Origin of the sequence: Rathayibacter sp. Leaf296, assembly GCF_001423045.1 — a bacterium.
GTDB lineage: Bacteria > Actinomycetota > Actinomycetes > Actinomycetales > Microbacteriaceae > Rathayibacter > Rathayibacter caricis.
The window spans coordinates 971171-992358 of record NZ_LMNR01000002.1 but is presented as its reverse complement, the minus strand read 5'-3'; the positions used below and the strand labels follow the sequence as shown (position 1 = coordinate 992358).

Genomic DNA, 21188 nt, shown 5'->3' with positions numbered 1-21188 from the left:
CATGGACCGCGGCCCCGGGCGTGATCGGCTGCACGCCCAGGGCGAACAGGGGGTCCGACCCGGGGGAGCGCTGGTTACAGTCGTCCTATCGGAGCCCACCCCTGCGGGTTCCGTAGGGAGTGACAGCATGTTCGAGAGATTCACCGATCGCGCACGGCGCGTCGTCGTCCTGGCCCAGGAAGAGGCCAAGATGCTCAATCACAACTACATCGGCACCGAGCACATCCTGCTCGGGCTGATCCACGAGGGCGAGGGAGTGGCCGCCAAGGCGCTCGAGTCCCTCGGCATCTCGCTCGACGCGGTGCGCGAGCAGGTCCAGGACATCATCGGCCAGGGGCAGCAGCAGCCGACGGGCCACATCCCGTTCACGCCGCGCGCCAAGAAGGTGCTCGAGCTCTCGCTGCGCGAGGCTCTGCAGCTCGGCCACAACTACATCGGCACCGAGCACATCCTGCTCGGGCTCATCCGCGAGGGCGAGGGCGTCGCCGCGCAGGTGCTCGTCAAGCTCGGCGCCGACCTCAACCGCGTGCGCCAGCAGGTCATCCAGCTTCTGTCCGGCTACCAGGGCAAGGAGCAGGTCGCGGTCGGAGGAGAGCAGCAGCAGCCCCAGGGCGGCTCGCAGATCCTCGACCAGTTCGGCCGCAACCTGACCCAGGCCGCGCGCGACAACAAGCTCGACCCGGTCATCGGGCGCGAGAAGGAGATCGAGCGCGTGATGCAGATCCTCTCGCGCCGCTCCAAGAACAACCCCGTGCTGATCGGCGAGCCCGGCGTCGGCAAGACCGCCGTCGTCGAGGGTCTGGCCCAGGCGATCGTGCGCGGCGACGTGCCCGAGACGCTGAAGGACAAGCAGCTCTACACGCTCGACCTCGGCTCGCTCATCGCCGGTTCCCGCTACCGCGGTGACTTCGAGGAGCGCCTGAAGAAGGTGACGAAGGAGATCCGCACCCGCGGCGACATCATCACCTTCATCGACGAGATCCACACCCTCGTCGGCGCAGGGGCCGCGGAGGGCGCGATCGACGCCGCCTCGATCCTCAAGCCGCTGCTCGCCCGCGGTGAGCTGCAGACGATCGGCGCGACCACGCTCGACGAGTACCGCAAGCACTTCGAGAAGGACGCCGCTCTCGAGCGCCGCTTCCAGCCGATCCAGGTGGCGGAGCCGTCGCTCCCTCACACGATCAACATCCTCAAGGGCCTGCGCGACCGCTACGAGGCGCACCACAAGGTGTCCATCACCGACGGCGCGATCGTCTCGGCCGCCAACCTCGCCGACCGCTACATCAGCGACCGCTTCCTGCCCGACAAGGCCATCGACCTGATCGACGAGGCCGGCGCACGCCTGCGCCTGTCGATCCTGTCGGCCCCGCCGGAGCTGCGCGACTTCGACGACCGCATCGCCGTCGTCCGCGCCGCGAAGGAGGCCGCGATCGAGGACCAGGACTTCGAGAAGGCCGCGTCGCTCCGCGACGAGGAGAAGCAGCTGCTCGGTGAGCGCCTGCGCCTGGAGAAGAAGTGGAAGTCGGGCGACGTCAAGGCGACCGGTGTCGTCGACGAGGGCCTGATCGCCGAGGTCCTCGCCCAGGCGACCGGCATCCCGGTGTTCAAGCTGACCGAGGAGGAGTCCTCGCGGCTCGTCTTCATGGAGAAGGCGCTGCACCAGCGCGTCATCGGTCAGGAGGAGGCCATCGCGGCCCTCTCGCGCACCATCCGCCGCACCCGTGCCGGCCTCAAGGACCCCAAGCGCCCCTCCGGATCGTTCATCTTCGCCGGCCCCACGGGCGTCGGCAAGACGGAGCTCGCGAAGGCCCTCGCCGAGTTCCTGTTCGACGACGAGGACGCGATGATCTCGCTCGACATGTCGGAGTACGGCGAGAAGCACACCGTCTCGCGGCTCTTCGGCGCCCCTCCCGGGTTCGTCGGCTTCGAGGAGGGCGGCCAGCTCACCGAGAAGGTCCGCCGGAAGCCGTTCAGCGTGGTCCTGTTCGACGAGATCGAGAAGGCGCACCCCGACATCTTCAACTCGCTCCTCCAGATCCTGGAGGAGGGACGCCTGACCGACGGTCAGGGCCGGGTGGTCGACTTCAAGAACACCGTCATCATCATGACCACCAACCTCGGTGCGCGCGACATCGCGGGCGGCCCGGTCGGCTTCCAGATCGAGGGCGACAACGCCACCGGCTACGACCGCATGAAGGGCAAGGTCAACGAGGAGCTCAAGAAGCACTTCAAGCCCGAGTTCCTCAACCGCGTGGACGACGTCATCGTCTTCCCGCAGCTGTCCAAGCCCGAGCTGCTCCAGATCGTGGACCTGTTCATCAAGCGCCTGAGCGACCGCCTGCTCGACCGCGACATGACGGTCGAGCTGACGCAGCCGGCGAAGGAGCGCCTCATCGAGGTCGGGTTCGACCCGGCTCTCGGTGCCCGCCCCCTCCGCCGCGCGATCCAGCGCGAGATCGAGGACCAGCTGTCCGAGCAGATCCTGCACGGCCAGCTCGGCTCCGGAGACCACATCCACGTGGACTTCGCCGAGGGCAAGTTCGTCTTCACGACGACTCCGCGCCTCATCTCGATCAGCGCCGGTGCGACGACCGGAGCGGCGACCGCCGGCCCGGCGACGCCCGACCTGATGGCGTAACCCGCACCACCTCGACGAGCCCGTTCCTCCCTCCGGAGGGGCGGGCTCGTCGTCGTTCGGCCCTGCGCTCACCGGGCCCTGCTCCCGCCAGGCCCTACGCTGGTCCGATGGCCGATTGGAAGTACCCGGTGCGCCGGGCGCGCACGAGCGACGTCCCCTTCATCCAGGAGCTGAGCGAGCCCCTCGTCAACGAGCGGATCCTCCTGGGCAAGGACCGAGTGGTGCTCTACGGAGCCGTGCAGGAGTTCCGCATCGCGGAGGACGGCGAGGGCAACGCCATCGGCTGCGGCGCCCTGCACGTGATGTGGGACGACATCGCGGAGGTGCGCACTCTCGCCGTGACGCAGGACTGGCTGGGCCGCGGAGTCGGCCACCACATTCTCGAGCGGCTCGAGAACGACGCCCGCGAACTGGGGCTCAAGCGCTTGTTCTGCCTGACCTTCGAGGTCGACTTCTTCCAGCGCCACGGCTACTCGCCGATCGGCGAGAAGGTCGTCGACCCCGAGGTGTACGCCGAGCTGCTCCGCTCTCCCGACGAGGGTGTCGCGGAGTTCCTCGACCTCGCCCGGGTGAAGCCGAACACGCTCGGCAACACCCGGATGCTGAAGACGCTCTGACGGCTGCGGCGTCGTAGCCTGTTCCGGTGACTCCGCCGCCCCGCCGCCTGCCCTCCCGGGTCTACCGCAGGCGCCGGGCCGGTGTGCTGCTGGCGCTCCTCGTGATCGTGGCGGGCCTGGTCGCGCTGCTGTCCCTCCAGCCGTGGGCGGGATCGCGGGAGGCGGCCGACGGCGCGGGTCCGTCGAGCACTCCGCTGCCCACGCTCTACCCCTCCACCATGCCGTCGGCCTCGGGAGCCGTGCCGGACTGCACCGCCGACATGGTCGCTGTCACGGCGGTGACGGACTCGACCAGCTACTCCTCGGACGAGAATCCGCAGCTCTCGCTCTCGCTCGCCAACATCTCGAACTCGGACTGCGTGATCAACGCGGGGACGTCGCAGCAGGTCTTCACGATCACGAGCGGCTCCGACCCGATCTGGTCCTCGACCGACTGCCAGACCGGCGCCTCCGACCTGGACGTGCTGCTGCAGTCGGGCCGCACGGTGACCGGGAGCCCGATCACCTGGGATCGCACCCGCTCCTCGCCGGACACCTGCGACGGCGGACGCGAGGCGGTCGCCGGCGAGGGTGCCGCCTACGCGCTGTCGGTGTCGATCGCGGGCATCCCGTCCGGGTCGACCACCCAGTTCCTGCTGCGGTAACGTCTCGCCCGCTCGGCGGACGCGGCGCGCCACGTTCCGCGCCTACGCTCGGGGACATGAGGGCCACTCTCTCCGCTGTCCTGTCCGCGGCCACGGCCGGTGGGCTGCTCCTCGCGGCGCTCCTCGCAGCTCCGGCCGCTGACGCGGGTGCGCTGAAAGCGGGAGTGGACGACTTCCGCTTCTCGGAGTACTCGGCCGACTTCGTGCTCGACCGCGACGCCGACGGCCGATCGATTTTGACGACGGAGGAGACGTTCGTCGCCGAGTTCCCGCCGAACCAGAACCGCGGGATGCAGCGGGCGATCCCGCTCGAGTTCGAGGGGCGGCCGACCGACGTCGATCTCGTCTCGGTGACGGACGGCGACGGCGCGCCCCGGCCCGTCGACACGGAGTCGGAGGACGGCTTCCTGATCGTCACGAGCGCCGCGGACGACTACGTCAGCGGCAGCCAGACCTACGTGTTCACCTACACGCAGCGGAACGTGACACTGCCCGCCTCGGGGACGTCGAGTGGAGAGGACGAGTTCTACTGGGACGCGAACGGCACCGCCTGGCGCCAGCCGTTCGACGACTACCGGATCCGGGTGGAGCTGGGCCCGGGGCTCGCGGAGGCCGCGACCGGGACCGCGTCCTGCTACCGGGGCGTCGCCGGCTCGACGGACGGCTGCGTGCTCGACGAGGGCGACGGAGTGGTCACCGCCTCCGGCAGCGATCTCGCGGCGGGGGAGAACGTCACGATCGCGGTCGGGTTCGCGCCGGGCACGTTCACCCCGCGCGACGACAGCTACTTCGCGGCCGCCTGGGGGTGGGTGCAGCTGATCGGACTGGCTGCGTCGCTGGTGCTGCTGGCTGTCACCGCGCGACGGCGTGCCACGGTGCTGAAGGACGCACCGGGCAGGCCGACGATCATCGCCGAGTACGAGCCGCCGGTGCAGGGGCTGTTCCTGTCGGCGCAGCTGCGGTCGAAGACCACGAAGGTCGCCGCGGCGGCGCTGGTCGACTCCGCGGTGCGGCGGTTCGCGCGGATCGAGGAGGTCGAGGGGCGCAAGGGCAAGCCGTCGTTCCTCCTGCGGGTACTGGATCCGGCCGAGGTGTCGCTGCGGCGCGCCGGGCGGCCGCGTCCGCTGGCGGTCGACGAGCAGCGCTTCCGGGACATCGCGTTCGGTCCGTCGCCGGTGCCCGGCACGGTCCGCGATCTGGCCGAGAAGGACAAGGCGTTCGGCAAGGAGGTCACCGCTCTGCTGAGCACGCTGCCCAAGCGGGCCGAGGAGGAGGGGCTGCGGCGGCCGGGCACAGTGCGCGGGTCGGTCTGGCTGATCCTGGCCACGGTCGTGGCGGTGATCGTCGCGGTGGTCGGCGGTGCGGGTCTGCTCGCCGCGTCGCTGGGCGGGGCGCTGCCGTTCGTCCTGGTGCTGGTGGCGATCGCGATCGGCGCGCTGGTGTGCGTGCTGCTGGCGAAGGTGCCCGTGACGGCGGCGGGGGCGGAGCTGCGCGATCATCTGCGCGGGCTGGAGCTGTATCTGAAGCTGGCGGAGGCGGACCGGTTCGCCGTTCTGCAGTCGCCGGAGGGCGCGCAGCGCCGCACGCTCGGGCCGGTGGAGGTCGTGGAGGTGACCGAACGGCTGCTGCCGTGGGCGGTGCTGCTGGGGCTGGAGTCGGAGTGGGCGACGGCGCTGTCGGTGGCGTACGAGCAGGCGGGCGAGGATCCGGTCTGGTACTCGGGATCGCGCGGATTCCAGGCGGCGGCGTTCGCGAGCAGCGTGTCGTCGTTCTCGTCGTCGGCATCGAGCTTCGTGGGCTCGTCGACGAGCTCGTCGAGCGGTGGTGCCGGAGGCGGCGGCAGCTCGGGCGGCGGTGGCGGGGGTGGCGGAGGCGGCGGGGTCTAGGACCTGCCCAGCTCAGGCGCCCTGCATGCTCGATCGCGGGCCGGAGCGGCCCTCGGGGATGCGCGTGGGCACCGGCACGAGGGCGTGCGTGATGGCGCTCGAGAGCGTGAAGGCGCCGGAGTCGAGGTGCGAGGAGTGGCCGAGCCGAGTGGCCTCGTTGGCGCGCTGCTTGGCTCCGGAGGCGGGGCGGATGTCTCCGGAGAGGCTGATCTCGCCGAACGCGGCGATGCCGGGCCGGAGCGGCGTGTACGCGTGGGCGGAGGCGATCGCGACGGCGATGGCGAGATCGGCCGCGGGCTCCATCAGCTTCACTCCGCCGACCGTCGACACGTAGACGTCGCACCGGCGCAGCGGGATGCCGGCCTGCCGTTCGAGGACGGCGAGGATCATCGCGACGCGCGAGGCGTCGACTCCGTTGGTGACGCGGCGCGGGTGCTCGCCGTCGTTCGCGATGACGAGCGCCTGGATCTCGACGGGCAGGGCGCGTCGGCCCTCCATCGCCACCGTGACGCAGATGCCCGGGGTGGGGAAGCGGGTGCGCGAGAGGAACAGCCCGCTCGGGTCGGGGATCTCGGCGATGCCCTCGGCGGTCATCTCGAAGCAGCCGACCTCGTCGGTCGGGCCGAACCGGTTCTTGAGCGAGCGGACGAAGCGCAGGGCCGTCTGCCGGTCGCCCTCGAAGTGGCAGACCACGTCGACCAGGTGCTCGAGCAGGCGCGGGCCGGCGATCGAGCCGTCCTTCGTGACGTGGCCGACGAGCACCAGGGGGAGCGCGCGCTCTTTGCAGACCCGGATGAGCGTGGCCGCGACCTCGCGAACCTGGCTCGGACCGCCGGGCAGGCCGTCGACGGTGTCGCTCGCGACGGTCTGCACCGAGTCGACGATGAGGAGGTCGGGCTGCACCTCGTCGATCTGACCGAGGACCGTCGCGAGGTCGGTCTCGGCGGCGAGGTAGAGGCTGTCGTGCATCGCGCCGGTGCGCTCGGCGCGCATGCGGACCTGCGCGGCCGACTCCTCGGCGCTGACGTAGAGGACGCGCTGGCCCTCGGCGGCGGCGCGGGAGGCCACCTCGAGCAGCAGTGTGGACTTGCCGACGCCCGGCTCGCCCGAGAGCAGGACCACGGCACCCGAGACGATGCCGCCGCCGAGCACGCGATCGAGCTCGCCGACGCCGGTGGGTCGGTGGCGGGCGCCGGAAGTGGTCGGGATCTCGGTGATCGGCCGGGCGACGCGGTTCGCCGAGGGTGCGACGGCGGCGACGGCGCGCACGAGCCCGGTGCGCTCGGTGCTCTCGACGACCGTGCCCCACTGCTGGCACTCGCCGCAGCGGCCGACCCACTTCGCGGTCGTCCAACCGCACTCCGAGCAGCGGTAGGCGGCGGTGCGCGTCTTCGAGGCGGCCATGAGGTCCTTCCGGAGCGGGTGGAGGTGGGAGTGGATCGGCGTCTGCGAGGCTACGAGCGGCCTCCGACATCGGAGCGTTCCTTCGAACGTGTCTTCGACGATAGCCGCCACTGCCGACACTCGTCCGCAGCGCGCCCGGCCCGGGGAGAAGTGCGCGGGATCGACGCCTGGGGAGAAGCGCCGCTTCGTGGAGCGGCGAGCCCGCGCTGTCGGAGGTCTGCGCGAGACTGACCCCATGTCGTCGACAGTGCACCACCTCAAGTCCGGCCGCGCGCTCGGCGTCACCTGGACGGGGCCGGAGCACGCCGAGCACGTCGTCGTGCTCGCGCATCCCGCTCCCGGATCGGCCGACTTCGACCCCGATCCCGAGGCGACCGCGCGCCACGGCGCGCGCCTGCTCTCGGTCGACCGTCCCGGCTACGGCGCCTCCGAGCTGCTGAACGACCTCGACCAAGCCGGCGCGGGCGCCCCTGCCACCCCCGAGCAGGCCGCAGCCGACATCGCCGAGTACCTCGCCACGATCGGCATCGCCTCCATCACCGCGGCGGGCTGGTCGGCCGGCGGCCGCGTCGCGCTCGCCCTCTCGGCCAACTACCCCGGCCTCGTGGAGCGCCTGGCCGTCCTCGCGACTCCGGCGCCCGACGACGCCGTGCCGTGGGTCGGCGACGACAACCGGGCGATGCTCGAGTCGCTCCGCGCCCTCGCTCCTGCCGACGCCGTCCGCGCCCTCGGCACGATGCTCGGCGAGGCCTTCGGCCCGGATCCCGACCCGGCCGCCCTCCTCGGGATGCTCGGCACGGCCGGCGCCGACGCCCCGCTCCTCGAGGCACCCGGCGTCCGCGACCGCCTCCTCCGCATGCTCGAGCGCGCCGCAGCGCAGGGCACCACCGGCATGGCCGCCGACATCGTCGGCTACACCCTCCTCGACTGGGGCTTCGCGGTCGACCAGGTCGCGTCGCCCGCGCTCCTCCTCTACGGCGCCGAGGATCCCGAGGTCGGCCGCGTGCACGGCGAGTGGTACGCGGCGCGCCTCGCCGACTCCCGCCTCGAGGTCGTCCCGGGCCGCGGCCACCTGCTGGCCGTCTCGGAGTGGGACCGCGTGCTGTCGTTCCTCCTGCCCGCGGCGGTCTGAGCCGCCCCTGCTCGCGGCCACCGTCCGGCGCCTCGCCTCCGCGCCGATTGGCGCGACTTGGGAGCGTCGCGTACAATCGACCCCGGTACCGTGTCCGAGCGGCCGAAGGAGCATGTCTCGAAAACATGTGTGGGCTTGCGTCCACCGTGGGTTCAAATCCCACCGGTACCGCCACGAGAAGGCCCCCCGCTTCCACGGAAGCTGGGGGCCTTTCGTCTTTTCCAGGTGCGAGGTTCATATCGAGAGGTTGAGGCGCTTCCGAGTGAGCCCGTGAGCTGCGATGGAGTACACGTACGGTCCCGGTTTGGTGCCGAGCTCGTGGATCCTGTCGGCGAACTCGAGGCAGAGATCGCCCATCCGCACCGCTGTCAGGTCACCGCGAGCGAACACCACGACTTGGGCGGAGACCCGCGCGATGGACTGCGCTTCCAGGGGCCGACTGGCTATGCGGTGATCCTTTGCAAGAAGGACGAACCCCGCGTCGGTCCCTTCACTGATCCACTCCTCATCCCGCATCCCCTGCGCCCGGTGGTCGCCGAATTCCTCGGCCAGCGTGCGCGCGTCCCATCCGGCGGTGCGCAACCTCGCAATAAGCGCTCTCTGGCCGAGCGATCTGTCGAGGAGGAAGCGAGCCACCGGCACGTCACGCCGCCTTGAGGATCAGAGACTTCACTTCCGCACGCCGGAGTCCGAAATCGTCGGCGACATCCTCCATCGGCTCGCCACCTCGAACTCGACTGACGATGTCCTCCACGCGCACGCCGATTCGATCGACTGTCGGCTGGCCGGCGTTCCGATGCGGGTCGACGACCACCTCCACCGCTTCGAAGGCGGGGAGGCGAACGGCCTCAGCGAATCCCCCTCGGTAGGTGATGTGCTGCAGGAACTCGGCGACCACCTCGTTGAACACGCCTTGGTGATTGCGAACGACGACCAGCTCGTTCTCCCCGTTCCGGTAGAGGATCTCGGCGCCGTCGGTTTGGAGGCGCTCGCTGAGAAGAGCGTGCTCGAGGCCGATCTCCTTCCGAAGTACTTCGATCGCCGGTCGAATCCTGGCCATCGGAAGCCCGACCCGACGGAAGGACTCGATGATGAAACCTTCGGCGAGGGCCGCGAACGGCACCGTCAGCCCGCGCCCGTCGGTCACTCCCGTGAGAAGAGGGGCGCTCCACCCCCACTCACCTGCAGTGCGCTGGGGGAAGCGATGCCCGTGCGCCCATCGTGCGAACGATGAAGCAGGAGCCTGAATGATGCCTGCCGCTTCGCTCTGGCCGTAGATCGGCGTCAGAAACGCCGGATCAGTGAGCTGTGTTTGCATGCAAACAGATTAGACGCGCACGAGTGCGGATGACGGTCTGGCGCGTGAAGTCGCCGCGCTCATCGTCGTGGAACGCGGTTCTACGGGCGGCGGCCCGCGCAGAACCTCGGCCAGGAGTGGTGCTCAGCCACGATCGTGGCTGACGGGTGGTTCTGGCTGACGTTCGGGCGAGGGGCGGCGTCAGCGGCGGCGGGAGGACGCCGCGTGCGTGAGCAGGGTGGCGACGACGCCGACGGCGACGCCGATGGCGGTCTCGAGGGCGCGGTCGCGGAGGAGGACGAGTTCGTCGGTGCGGTGGGCGAGTTCGACCATCAGGATCGCGAGCGGGGTGACGAAGGCGAGTGTCAGGCCGTAGTTGCGGCCGACGAAGAGCTCGGCGAGGACCTGGAGGAGGACGACGACGGCGATCGTGGCCAGCGGCGACAGGGGGAGGGCGAGCAGGGCGGCGGCGATCGCGACTCCGACGACGGTGCCGAGCATCCGGTGGCCCGCGCGGACGAGGCGGGCGGCGGTGTCGGCGCCCGAGACGGCGGCGACGGCGGCGACCATCGCCCAGTAGGGGTGGCCGAGGCCGGTGGCGGTGGGGATCGCTCCGGAGACCAGGACGACGGCGCCGAAGCGGAGCATCGCGGCGCGGGTCGAGGGGCGGGCGGCGGCCGCCCGGAACGAGGTGCGCCACGGGGTGGGCGGCAGGCGACGGGCCCGGGGTGAGGCCACTCCGGCCACTCCGATGAGGAGCGCGAAGGCGGCGGACGCGGCCGAGAGGAGGAACGCCTCCGGGATGCGGGCGGGATCGGTGGGGACCGAGGCGCACGCTGTCACGGCGAAGACCGGGAAGAGGGGGCCGGGCGGGTGCCAGTGCAGGGCGTCGCTCAGGTACGCGGCGGCGACGGCGACCGCGACCACCACGGGGATGATCAGCCAGTCGCGGGCGGGCGACAGAGCGACGGCGGTGCCGACGGTCACCACGGTGACGAGGTAGGCGGCGGCCGAGAGCTGCATCCGCAGGCGCGGGCGGTGGGTGTGCTGGCGGCCGTAGAGGGCGGTGAAGGCGCCGAAGGTCGCGTAGAGCGCGAGGTCGGTGCGCCCGAAGGCCCAGAGCACGAGGAGGGGGACGGCCATCGAGACGCCGGCGCGGATCGCGACGCGGTGGGCGCCGGCGTGCGGGCCGAGGGTGACGAGCTCCTTGGGGTGGGGGAGCGGTGGCAGCAGGGTGGTGGGCATGGCGTCCTCGGGTCGGCGGGCGGATCCGAGCGGCACCGGCCGGAAGTGGTTCACGGGTGAACCAGATATACTTTACTCGTGAATCACTTCGAGAGTCCAGCGCGCGACGCGGTCGACGAGATCCGCGACGGCTGGGCGGCGCTGCGGCCCGAGCTCGACACCGAGGCGGTCGACGTGATCGGCCGGCTGATCCGCGCCTCCGCGCTCGTCGTGCGGGCGACGGAGGAGCGGCTCGCCGCCCACGGGCTCACCCGCGGCGAGTTCGACGTGCTGACGACGCTGCGGCGGGCGGGGGAGCCGCGGTCGCCGAGCGCACTGCGGACCATCGGGCTCGCCTCCGCTCCCGCGATCACGAAGCGGCTGCACGCGCTCGAGAAGCGCGGGCTCGTCGCGCGGTCGGCGAATCCGGCCGACGGGCGGGGGGCGCTGATCGCGCTCACCGAGGACGGCGTCGAGCTGATCGACCGGGCGTTCCCCGAGGTGCTCGCGGTCGAGCGCGAGCTGCTGGCGCGAGTGCCCGCGGCGCAGCGGGCCGAGGCGGCGCGCTCGCTCCGCGCGGTCCTCGCGAGCGTGGAGTCGGCGCACGAGCGCTGAGCGGGCACGGCGTCCGCTCCGCCGCGCTCGCTACCGTGGGGGCATGCGCCTGACCTCCAGCTTCACCGTGGCCACCCGGCCGCCGCTGCTGCAGCTGGTCAAGACGGCCGTCGCGACCGTCGTCACCTGGGGCATCGCGGCCGCGGTCTTCCCCGGCACGCTGCCCGTGTTCGGCGCGATCGCGGCGCTGCTCGTCGTCGCGCCGAGCGTGAACCAGTCGTTCGCGAAGGCGCTCGAGCGCAGCGTCGGGGTGATCCTGGGCGTCGTCCTGGGCTCGGTGATCGGGACGCTGTTCGGCGGCGAGAGCGTGATCGTGCTGATCGCGATCGTGGCCGCGATCGCGGTGGGCTGGGCGGTGCGGCTGACGCCGGCCTCGGCGGTGCAGATCCCGATCAGCGCGATGCTCGTGCTCTCGGTCGGCGCGGTCACTCCGAACTACGCGTTCGACCGCATCGTCGAGACGCTGATCGGCGCGGCGGTCGGAGTCGTCGTCAACGGGCTCCTCGTGCCGCCGGTCGCGCTCGGGCCTGCCGAGAGGGCGGTCGGCGACCTCACGGCGCAGCTCGCCGCGGCGCTCGACGACCTGGCCGACGCCCTCCAGGCGCCGGTGCGGCGGCGGCGCCTCGACGAGCTGCTGATCAACGCGCGGCTGCTGCAGACGATGCAGCTGAAGGCGGAGGCGGCGATCGTCACGGGCGAGGAGTCGCTCCGTCTCAATCCGCGCCGCTCCGCCCACCGCGATCGGCTCGAGGCGCTCGACTCCGTCACTCCGCGGCTCGGCCGCATCGTCACGCGCGTGCGCGGCATGACCCGCACCGTGCACGACCTCTACGACGTGGAGCTGGTGCGCGAGCCCACCATCGCCGACATCGCGGTGCAGCTGCACCGGGCGGCGCACGACCTGCGGCTGCTCGTGCAGTCGGCGGTCGACGTGCCGGAGCCGGAGGTCATCACCGACGAGCTGCCCGCGCTGACGGCACCGCTGGTGATCGCGACGCCGCACCCCGAGCACTGGATCCTCGTGGGGGCGCTCGCCGAGGACCTGCGCCGGATCCGCGAGGAGATCGTGGGCGAGGAGTCCTGAGCGGCCCTACGCGTCGTCGCGCAGGGCGGCCGGATCGGTCGCCTCGGCGTGCTGGGTCTTGCCCTCGGCGATGAGCGAGTCGTCGTCGGTGAGGATGCCGACGAGCTCGGTCACGCGGCCGCGGGCGGCGCCGAGCGGATCCGCGATCGGAGCGTCCTCCTCGGAGCGGTCGATCTCGGCGTCGGGGTAGCGCTTCAGCTCGGCCTCGTCGCGATCGGGCTGCGGAGCGCGGGCGTGCTCGACGCAGAGCCTCGCCACCTCTTCGGCGTGCGCGTGCATGACGGAGTGGGCGGCACCGGGGATCTCCCACGCGCGGGCGTGCGGCATCGACTCCGCCAGCTCCTCGATCCACTCCGGCGGCACGAGGCGGTCGTGCTCGCCGCGGATGAGGAGGGCGGACGCGCGGATCCGCGGCACCGTGTCCTCGATCGGGTAGTGCATCATCTCGGGCAGCACGCGCGAGAACCAGCGCGGGCCGCAGAGCAGGTAGGCGCCGACGGCGAGCAGGGCCACCCGGCGGGGCTCGCGCAGGCTCGACTGGGCGAAGCGGAGGCCGGCGATCGGGACGCGGCGCTCGTGCCGGTTCATCACGGGGCCCAGCAGCACGATCGTGGTGAGCTCGGGGCGCTGGGCGGCCAGCTCGGCGACGACCTGCGTGCCCATGGAGTGGCCGAGGACGACCGGGTCCACGAGGCCCAGCTCGTCGATCACCCGACCGACGAGCGCGGCGTAGTCGGGGATGCTCATGTGCCGCGCGTGCGGCGGGTGCGGGACGCCGCCGAAGCCCGGCAGATCGAGGGCGTGCACGGGGCCGAACTCGTTGAGCGCGGGCGCGAGGCGCTCGAAGTACGTGGCCGCGACTCCGATGCCCGGGACCAGGACGAAGGTGCGCTCGCCGGTGCGGCCGACGGTGCTGACCCGGGCCCAGACGTCCTCGTGGCGGATGCGCTGCACCGAGACGTCGGTGCGCTTGTAGCGGCGGCGCGGGTCGCGGCGGCGGGACCGGGCGGTGGCGAACGAGTCGCGCAGACGGGAGCGGACGCCGAGGGCGAGCGAGCGGAGGCCTCGGGGCACGGAGCGCCTCCTTCGATCAGGGGTGAGTGGTCGGAGCGAGCCTAGAGGCTCGCCCGAGCGCTCAGATCAGCATGTCCTCCGAACGGTGGAGGATCAGCCGTGCCGGTCCGAGGTGGAGGACGCCGTTGCCCAGCGGTGCTGTCCGCACGCCGCCTCGCCGTCGCAGCGCCTTGTGAGCGCCGGGGGCGAGCGCGACGTCGAGCCACGCGCAGGGGTTCGCCGGACGGCCGCCCTGGAACTCGATCCGCTGGTCGTCCTGCTCGAGCGCGAAGGTGCGGCCGGCGAGCGCGTCGACGTCGGCTCCGCGCAGGGTGATGTTGCGGCGTGCATCCGCGGGGTCGAACGGCGCCGCCCGCAGCTCGGCGGCCGCGTGCTCGAGCGACTCGATCGCGAACAGGGTGATCGCGGCGGTGCGATGGGCCCGCTGCGCGAAGTAGCGGTCGCCGACGATGCCGAGCCCAGCGCGGATCTCGATCCGATCGGGCTGCTCGTTGCCCTCGAACGGGATCGCCCCATCGGCGGGCCGGCCCTCGTAGCGGTGGAGCGGCGACACGACGAACCGCACGATCTCGATCGAGGCGGCTTCCATGCGCTCCACGCTACGCGGGCTCGACCCGCCGGCGGCTCACGCGATGAACACGCCGTCGACCCGCCGCGGGACGCCCAGCGGATTGCCCTCGCGCAGGGCGAGCGGCAGGAGGCGCTCCGGAGCGTCCTGGAACGCGACCGGGCGCTGGAAGCGGCGGACCGCCGTCGCGCCGACCGAGGTGTGCTGGGAGGTGGTCGCCGGCCACGGCCCTCCGTGCTGCTGCGCCCACGAGACGGCGACGCCCGTCGGCCAGCCGGCGAAGAGCACCCGGCCGCTGCGGTCCACGAGCGCGGCGAGCACGTCGTCGACATCGTCGTCGGCCTCGGAGTGGAGGGTCGCGGTGAGCGAGCCCTCGAGTCCGTCGAGAGCGGCGAGCAGGTCGTCGCGCTCGCCGTAGCGCACGAGCAGCGTGGCCGGGCCGAAGACCTCGGCGCCGAGCACGTCGTGCTGCTCGACGAACACGGCGCTGTCGACGGCGTAGACGCCGGGGCTGCCGGCGCCGGAGGAAGCGAGCAGCGTCTGCACGCCCTCGACCCCGGCCAGCGCGGTCGAGCCCTGCACGAACCCGTCGGCGATCGATCCGGTCAGCATGGTCGCGGCCGGCGCGGTGACGGCCGAGGGCAGGGCCCGCTCGAGAGCGGAGCCCTCCGGTACGAAGACGATGCCCGGCTTGGTGCAGAACTGGCCGGCCCCGAGCGTGAAGGAGCCCGCGAGCCCCGCGGCGAGCTCGCCTCCGCGCGCCGCATCGGCCGCCGCGGTCACGACGACCGGATTCGCGCTGCCCAGCTCGCCGAAGAAGGGGATCGGAGCCGGTCGCGCGGCGGCCCGGTCGGCCAGCGCGCGGCCTCCGCGGACGGAGCCCGTGAACGCCGCGGCGGTGATGCCGGGGTGCTCGACGAGGTCGATCCCCTCCTGGTACCCCTCGACCATGCCGAAGAGCCCGGTGGGAGCGCCCGCGGCGGCGAGCGCCTCCGTGACGATCGCGGCCGTGCGGAGCGACGTGCGCGGGTGGCCCGGGTGCGCCTTCACCACGACGGGGCAGCCGACGGCGAGGGCCGAGGCGGTGTCGCCGCCCGCCACCGAGAAGGCGAACGGGAAGTTCGACGCGGCGTAGACCGCGACCGGGCCCAGCGGCACGAGCACCCGCCGCAGGTCGGGCCGTGGCGGGGTGGTCGTGGCGTCGGCGTGGTCGACGACGGCCTCGAGGTACGAGCCCTCCTGCACGACGGACGCGAACAGCCGCAGCTGCGCGGTGGTGCGGGCGACCTCTCCGGGCAGGCGCGGCGAGCCCAGGTGGGTCTCGGCGTCGGCCAGGGCGACGAGCTCGGCCGAGGCGGCGTCGAGGGCGTCGGCGACGGCGACGAGCCAGCCTGCGCGCTCGGCGTCGGAGGCGCGGCGGGCCGCGGGGGCCGCGGCGACGGCCGCCCGGACGGCGGAGTCCACGGCGCTCACGCGACCATCTCCCGCGCGGTCTCGAGCAGCCCGGAGAGCACCGACAGCTGCGCCGGCGACGGATCCACGAGCGGCGCCCGCACGGAGCCGGCGTCGATCCCGCCGAGCCGGACTCCCGCCTTGATCAGCGAGACCGCGAAGCCCGGGGTGGTGTCGCGCAGCTGGATCAGCGGTGTGTAGAAGCCGTCGAGCAGGCGGCGCTGCGCGGCGACGTCGCCGTCGCGGTAGGCGGCGTAGAAGGCGAGCGCGATGTCCGGCGCCATGGCGAACACGGCGGAGGAGTAGAGCGGCACGCCGATCGCGCGGTACGCGGCCTGGCTGGCCTCGGCCGTGAGCAGTCCGTTGAAGAACTGCACGTCCTCGCGGCCGACGCGGGCGGCCAGGTTCACGAACTGCTGGGCGAGCGCGATGTCGCCGACCCCGTCCTTGATGCCGACGAGGGTCGGCAGGGCGAGCAGGCGCTCTGCCGTGCGGAGGCTGAAGGCCGCGGTGCCGCGGTGGTACGCGATCAGCGGCAGCGAGGTGGATGCGGCGAGCTGCTCGACGTAGCGCGCGATGCCCTCCTGCGGCCCCCGCACCAGGTACGGCGGCAGGATCAGCAGGCCGTCGACGCCGCTCTCCTCGGCCGCGCGGATGCAGGCGCGGGCGTGGCCGAGCGGGCCGCCGACTCCGGCGATCACCGGCACGCGACCCGCGGTGGCCTCGACGCCGGTGCGCACGGTCGTGGCGTACTCGTCGATGCCGAGCGCGTGGAACTCGCCCGTTCCGCAGGCGATGAAGACGCCGCCGGCTCCGGCCGAGACTCCTCCGCCCACGTGCGCGGCGAGCGCCTCGACGTCGACGCGGTCGTGCTCGTCGAACGGGGTGACGGGGAAGAAGAGGACGCCGTCCAGAGCGCGGACGCCCCCGGGTGCCTCGGTGGTCGCGTCGGTCATCGGGGTGCTCCTCGTGAGGGTGGTCATCAGAACCTCGGCAGGGTGGGGTCGTAGGTGGGATCGATGCGGCGCATGTAGCCGGTGTCGTCGCGGCGGCTGCGCCCGGACTCGAGGAAGACGCGGTGCTGGCGCTCGAGCGCCTCCTCGTCGAGCTCGACGCCGAGGCCGGGGCTCCTGGGCACGACGATGTCGCCGTCGACGATCTCGAGGGCGCCGGGCCGCACGATGTCGTCGCCCCGGTTCCACGGGTAGTGGGTGTCGCAGGCGTAGCTGAGCTCGGGGCTCGCCGCGGCGACGTGCGTCATGGCGGCGAGCGAGATGCCGAGGTGCGAGTTCGAGTGCATCGACATGCCGATGCCGAACGTCTCGCAGATCGCGCCGAGCTCGCGGGTGTGCCGCAGACCGCCCCAGTAGTGGTGGTCCGAGAGCACGATCTGCACCGCGCCCTTCGCCACCGCCTCGGGGATGTGCTCGAACGCGACGACGCACATGTTGGTCGCGAGCGGGAGGCCGGCGCCCGGGGCGACTGCGGCCATGCCGTCGATGCCGAGGACCGGGTCCTCGAAGTACTCGAGCACGTCGCGCAGCTCGTCGGCGACGTGGAGGGCGGTCTCGACGGTCCACGCGCCGTTGGGATCGATGCGGAGCGGGTAGCCGGGGAACGCCTCGGCGAGCGCGCGGATCGCGGCGATCTCCTGCTCCGGGGCGAACACGCCCGCCTTGAGCTTGATCGAGCGGAAGCCGTAGCGGTCGATCAGCTGCCGGGCCTGGCGGACGATGCCGTCCGGGTCGAGCGCCTCGCCCCACTCGTCGGCCGGGACGTCCCTCCCGCCGTCGAGATCCGGATGCGCCGCCCACTTGTAGAAGAGGTACGCGCTGTAGGGCACGCGGTCGCGCGCCGCTCCACCCAGGAGGTCGACGACGGGCAGGCCGACGAGGTGCCCCTGCGCGTCGTGGCAGGCCACCTCGACGATCGAGAAGACGGTGCGCTGCTCGCGCCGGGCCAGATCGGGCTCGTCGTGCACCAGCGCGGCGCTGATCGCGCGCTCGATGCCGACGAGGTCGAAGACGCTGCGGCCGATCACGGCGGAGCGCACGCGCTGGAGCCGGTCGAGGACGACCGCTCCGCCCGTGCCCTCGCCGAGGCCGATCACTCCGCCGTCGACGACGAGCTGGAGGATCGTGCGCAGCGCGAGCGGCTCGTGCACGCCGTCGGAGTTGAGCAGCGGAGGATCGCGGAAGGCGATGGGGGTGATGAGGAGATCGCGGATGATCACGGCGGACTAGCCCTTCGTTGCGCCGGAGGTGATGCCACGGATCAGCGACTTCTGCATGAGCAGGTAGATGACCAGGCTGGGGAGGAGTGCGAGGAGCGCGCCGACCAGGAGGACGCCCGTGCCGACCTGCGCATCGACGCGCAGGATGCTCAGGGCGACGGTCAGCGTGTAGTCGTCCGGGGAGTCGGCGGCGATGAGCGGGAGCAGGTACTGGTCCCAGATCATCATGAAGCCGAAGATCGTCACGACGCCGAGCACCGGCGTGCACAGCGGCAGGATGATCTGCCACAGCATCCGGAGCTCGCCGATGCCGTCCAGGCGGGCGGCCTCCTCGATCTCGTCGGGGATCTCCTTCATGAACTCGGTCATGAGCAGGATCGAGAAGCCCCAGACGGCGACCGGGAGGATCACGCCGAACGGAGTGCCGCGGAGGCTGATGCCCAGCAGCGGCACGTCGCCGATGACCTGCGAGAGCGGCACGGCGATGACCTCCTCCGGCAGCATCATCGTGAGCAGGAAGAGCAGCAGCACGAACGACTGACCGCGGAAGCGGTGCCGGGCCAGCGCGTACGCGGCGAGGATCGACACGGCGATCTGCAGCACCAGCCCGCCGCCGACGATGACGAGCGAGTTGAGGAAGTAGCCCCACACGCCCTTCTCGGTCGCGACGCGGAACGGCTCGAGCGAGGGTGCGGCCGGGAACAGGCTGAGGCTCGTGGAGTCGGCGTTGGAGTCGAAGGCGCCCGACAGGATCGTGACGAACGGCACGGCGAAGATCACGACGACCAGCGCGCAGAGCACGAAGCGGACGACGTTCGAGACCGAGAAGCCGGGGCGCCAGCCGATCGCGCTGTCGAACTGGGTGTTCTGCGCGGTGCTGCGGGCACGGCGCGGCGAGAGGGCGGTCATGCGGACGCCTTCCGGTTCGAGAGGGTGCGGACCACGACGGTGAGCACGAGGGTGGCGACGAGGAGGAGGACGGAGGCGGCCGAGGCGACGCCGAGATCGTTCGCCTGGAAGCCGAGCGAGTAGACCCGGGTCATCCAGACCTCGGTGCTGCCGGCCGGACCGCCGCCGGTGAGCACGTACACCTCGGTGAAGGTGCGCAGGCTCCGGATGGCCGCGAGGGTGAGCACCACCGAGACGGCGGGCCGCAGCGCCGGCAGCACGATGAAGCGCAGGCGCTGGCGCACGCTCACCCCGTCGAGGGCGGCGGACTCGTAGAGCGTCCGGTCGATGCCGGTGAGCCCCGCCAGGATGATGACCATGTTGTAGGGGGCGCCGGTCCAGATCCCGACGACCGCGATGTAGCCCAGCGCCGTGGACGGATCGCTGAGGAACTGCTGCGGCGGGACTCCTATGAGCCCGAGAGTCTGGTTGAGGAAGCCCGACTCGGTCGGGAAGTAGAGGATGCGCCAGATCTCGCCGACGACCGCGAGGGCCGTGACGACCGGGAGGAAGACGGCGGTGCGGACGAACCACAGGCGGCGGGCCTGGCCCTCGAGCAGGAGGGCGAGCACCGCGCCGAAGACGAGGGCTCCGAGGGTCTGCACGAGGCCGAGCACCACGGTGTGGCCCAGCGCGTCGCGGAAGCGGCTGTCCGAGAGCACGCGGACGTAGTTGTCCGCGCCGACGAAGATGTCGCCGAGGAACGGCTGCACCTTCACGGTGCTCATCCGGAAGCCCTCGATCATCGGGTAGAACTTGAAGACCAGGCCCAGCAGCAGGCCCGGCGCCAGGAACGCCCAGGGGATCAGCGACCGGGCGGTCCAGGGGCGGCGGCGGGCCGCGGGCCGCCCGGCCCGGGAGCGCTGAGGCTCCCGAGCGGGCGGTCCCGCGACCGCGCCGGTGACGAGGGGGGCTGTCACTTCACGAGGTCCTGGGCCTCGAGCTGCGCCTGGAACTGCTCGTCGATGGTGGCGAGCCCCGCGGGGATGTCGCTGTCGCAGTCCGCGACCATCGCGTTCATGTTGTCGGCGAGGATCTGGCGGAACGCGGTGAAGTCGATGTTCCACGGGAACGTCTTGGAGTCGTTCGCGTAGTCCTCGGCCACGATGCTCCACCGGTCGTCACCCGTCACCGCGGCGACGTCTACCTTGTCGTTGACGGGGAGGCGGACGACCGGCTGGGAGGTGACTCCGGCCGCGTTCGTCTCGATCTTCATCGCGATCTCCTGCGCCTCGGGCGTGATCAGGAACTCGGCCAGCTGCTTCTGCAGGTCGGCCTTCTCGGAGCTGGCGCCGAAGTAGATGTTCTCGCCCTCGGCGAAGGTGGTGCTGCCCTCGGGTCCGGACGGCATCGGGATCACCTCGACGTTCTCGGCGCCCACCGCGGCGTCGAACGAGCTGATGTTGTAGGGGCCGGTGAGGTAGATGCCGGCGGTGCCCTGCGCGAAGAACGGGGTCTCGGCGGTGGTCAGGTTGACGGAGCCGGGGACGATGTTGCCCGGGGTGCAGAACTGGTCGCGGATGAAGGTCATCGCCTCCTCGGCCTCGGGGGAGTCGATGGCCGACGTGTAGGCGCCCTCGCCGTCCTCCTCGAGGATGTCGGCGCCGGCCTGCCAGAGGTACGAGTTGCCCCAGCGGGCGATGTAGCCGTTCTTGGCACTGCCGGGGACGACCATGCCGTAGGTGTCGGCCTGCCCGTTGCCGTCGGGGTCCTGCGTCGCGAAGGCGTTGGCGAGGGCCGAGAGCTCGTCCCACGTGGTGGGGATCTCGAGCCCCAGCTTCTCGCGCCAGTCCTTCCGGATGATCGTGACGTTGGCCTGACGCGACCACGGCACTCCGTAGGTCGCGCCGTCGAGGCCCACGTTCTGCTCCCAGGTCTCGTCGGCGATGTCGCCCTGGCCCTCGATCGAGTCGCGCTCGATCGGGAGGATGAGGCCCTGCGCCACGTAGGTGCCGAGCGAGGACGCGTCGTTGATCAGCACGTCGGGGAGGTCCTTCTGCGAGGCGCGGGCCTGCAGCTGGGTGTCGAACTCGACGACGGGCTGGTAGTCGATCTCGACGCCCGTCTTCTCGGTGAAGGCGTCGAACACCATCTGGTAGGACGCGGCCGACTCCGCTGCGCTGCGGGTCCAGACCTCGAGGCTCTGCTCGCCCTCTGCGGCGTCGTCGGCGGGCTCGCTCGAGCAGCCGGCCACGGAGGCGACCAGGCCGGCCGCGAGGACCGCCCCGACGAGCCGCCGCGTTCGCATGGTGTTCTTCATCGAATCTCCATTCGCATATGCAAACCGTTCACATCCTTGTGAATGCGAGTGGTAGCGTATGTACGCATCGACGAGGTTGTCAATGCGGAGCGGAGAGCCGCTCCCCGATCGA

Annotated in this window: 19 protein-coding genes and 1 tRNA gene; 8 read left to right on the top strand and 12 right to left on the bottom strand. The window is 71.8% G+C overall.

Annotated elements, in window-relative coordinates; translation table 11 throughout:
• Positions 1–127: 127 nt before the first annotated feature.
• From ASF46_RS14840 to ASF46_RS14825, 4 genes are all read left to right on the top strand, one after another.
• On the top strand, positions 128–2638 hold the full coding sequence (locus ASF46_RS14840; protein ID WP_055789859.1) for an ATP-dependent Clp protease ATP-binding subunit: 2511 nt from the start codon (positions 128–130) through the stop codon (positions 2636–2638).
• A 107-nt stretch (positions 2639–2745) separates the two neighbouring features.
• Complete coding sequence (locus ASF46_RS14835) at positions 2746–3255, top strand: amino-acid N-acetyltransferase (RefSeq protein WP_056868264.1); 510 nt, start codon at positions 2746–2748, stop codon at positions 3253–3255.
• Between the two features lie 26 nt (positions 3256–3281).
• A complete protein-coding gene (locus ASF46_RS14830; RefSeq protein ID WP_056868263.1) occupies positions 3282–3899 on the top strand; it encodes a hypothetical protein in 618 nt (205 codons plus the stop codon).
• A gap of 56 nt (positions 3900–3955) precedes the next feature.
• Positions 3956–5785 carry a DUF2207 family protein gene (locus ASF46_RS14825; protein ID WP_082485532.1) on the top strand — a complete coding sequence of 610 codons (1830 nt, stop codon included), beginning with the start codon at positions 3956–3958 and terminating at the stop codon, positions 5783–5785.
• A 12-nt stretch (positions 5786–5797) separates the two neighbouring features.
• Here the strand turns inward: ASF46_RS14825 and radA are convergent, their stop codons facing one another.
• A complete protein-coding gene (gene radA / locus ASF46_RS14820) occupies positions 5798–7189 on the bottom strand; it encodes a DNA repair protein RadA (RefSeq protein ID WP_082481152.1) in 1392 nt (463 codons plus the stop codon).
• 235 nt (positions 7190–7424) lie between these two features.
• On the opposite strand from radA, the gene ASF46_RS14815 reads away from it, so the two are divergent.
• The gene (locus ASF46_RS14815) at positions 7425–8321 is read left to right on the top strand and encodes an alpha/beta fold hydrolase (RefSeq protein ID WP_056868261.1); all 897 of its coding nucleotides are present in this window, start codon (positions 7425–7427) and stop codon (positions 8319–8321) included.
• A gap of 84 nt (positions 8322–8405) precedes the next feature.
• A tRNA-Ser gene (locus ASF46_RS14810) sits at positions 8406–8495 on the top strand.
• A gap of 60 nt (positions 8496–8555) precedes the next feature.
• Here the strand turns inward: ASF46_RS14810 and ASF46_RS14805 are convergent.
• From ASF46_RS14805 to ASF46_RS14795, 3 genes are all read right to left on the bottom strand, one after another.
• Positions 8556–8963, bottom strand: coding sequence for a hypothetical protein (locus ASF46_RS14805; RefSeq protein WP_056868260.1), 408 nt, complete (start codon positions 8961–8963; stop codon positions 8556–8558).
• 1 nt (position 8964) lies between these two features.
• Entirely contained in the window at positions 8965–9639 is a 675-nt protein-coding gene (locus ASF46_RS14800) for a DUF433 domain-containing protein (RefSeq protein ID WP_082485530.1), read from the bottom strand.
• Between the two features lie 180 nt (positions 9640–9819).
• Complete coding sequence (locus ASF46_RS14795; protein ID WP_082485529.1) at positions 9820–10917, bottom strand: FUSC family protein; 1098 nt, start codon at positions 10915–10917, stop codon at positions 9820–9822.
• Between the two features lie 24 nt (positions 10918–10941).
• On the opposite strand from ASF46_RS14795, the gene ASF46_RS14790 reads away from it, so the two are divergent.
• Positions 10942–11457, top strand: a complete 516-nt coding sequence (locus ASF46_RS14790; RefSeq protein ID WP_056868258.1) for a MarR family winged helix-turn-helix transcriptional regulator — start codon at positions 10942–10944, stop codon at positions 11455–11457.
• A gap of 43 nt (positions 11458–11500) precedes the next feature.
• Positions 11501–12541, top strand: coding sequence for an FUSC family protein (locus tag ASF46_RS14785; protein ID WP_056868257.1), 1041 nt, complete (start codon positions 11501–11503; stop codon positions 12539–12541).
• Positions 12542–12547: 6 nt separating this feature from the next.
• On the opposite strand, the gene ASF46_RS14780 is transcribed toward ASF46_RS14785, so the two are convergent.
• The 8 genes from ASF46_RS14780 to ASF46_RS14745 form a co-directional block, all read right to left on the bottom strand.
• Complete coding sequence (locus ASF46_RS14780) at positions 12548–13615, bottom strand: alpha/beta fold hydrolase (RefSeq protein WP_157602561.1); 1068 nt, start codon at positions 13613–13615, stop codon at positions 12548–12550.
• Between the two features lie 61 nt (positions 13616–13676).
• Positions 13677–14204 carry an MOSC domain-containing protein gene (locus tag ASF46_RS14775; RefSeq protein ID WP_055789888.1) on the bottom strand — a complete coding sequence of 176 codons (528 nt, stop codon included), beginning with the start codon at positions 14202–14204 and terminating at the stop codon, positions 13677–13679.
• A gap of 36 nt (positions 14205–14240) precedes the next feature.
• Positions 14241–15656: an aldehyde dehydrogenase family protein gene (locus tag ASF46_RS14770; RefSeq protein WP_056868256.1), complete on the bottom strand. Its 1416-nt coding sequence runs from the start codon at positions 15654–15656 to the stop codon at positions 14241–14243.
• Positions 15653–16591, bottom strand: coding sequence for a 5-dehydro-4-deoxyglucarate dehydratase (locus ASF46_RS14765; protein ID WP_056868619.1), 939 nt, complete (start codon positions 16589–16591; stop codon positions 15653–15655). Before ASF46_RS14765 ends, ASF46_RS14770 begins: the two co-directional genes overlap by 4 nt.
• Positions 16592–16617: 26 nt before the next feature.
• Positions 16618–17868 (bottom strand): glucarate dehydratase family protein, encoded by a 1251-nt coding sequence (locus ASF46_RS14760; RefSeq protein ID WP_056868255.1) that lies wholly within the window; start codon positions 17866–17868, stop codon positions 16618–16620.
• 6 nt (positions 17869–17874) lie between these two features.
• A complete protein-coding gene (locus ASF46_RS14755) occupies positions 17875–18777 on the bottom strand; it encodes a carbohydrate ABC transporter permease (RefSeq protein WP_055789898.1) in 903 nt (300 codons plus the stop codon).
• Positions 18774–19736: a carbohydrate ABC transporter permease gene (locus tag ASF46_RS14750; protein ID WP_082485527.1), complete on the bottom strand. Its 963-nt coding sequence runs from the start codon at positions 19734–19736 to the stop codon at positions 18774–18776. The genes ASF46_RS14755 and ASF46_RS14750 overlap by 4 nt, the downstream gene beginning before the upstream one ends.
• Positions 19733–21076, bottom strand: coding sequence for a sugar ABC transporter substrate-binding protein (locus ASF46_RS14745; RefSeq protein WP_082485526.1), 1344 nt, complete (start codon positions 21074–21076; stop codon positions 19733–19735). The genes ASF46_RS14750 and ASF46_RS14745 overlap by 4 nt, the downstream gene beginning before the upstream one ends.
• Positions 21077–21188 lie beyond the last annotated feature (112 nt).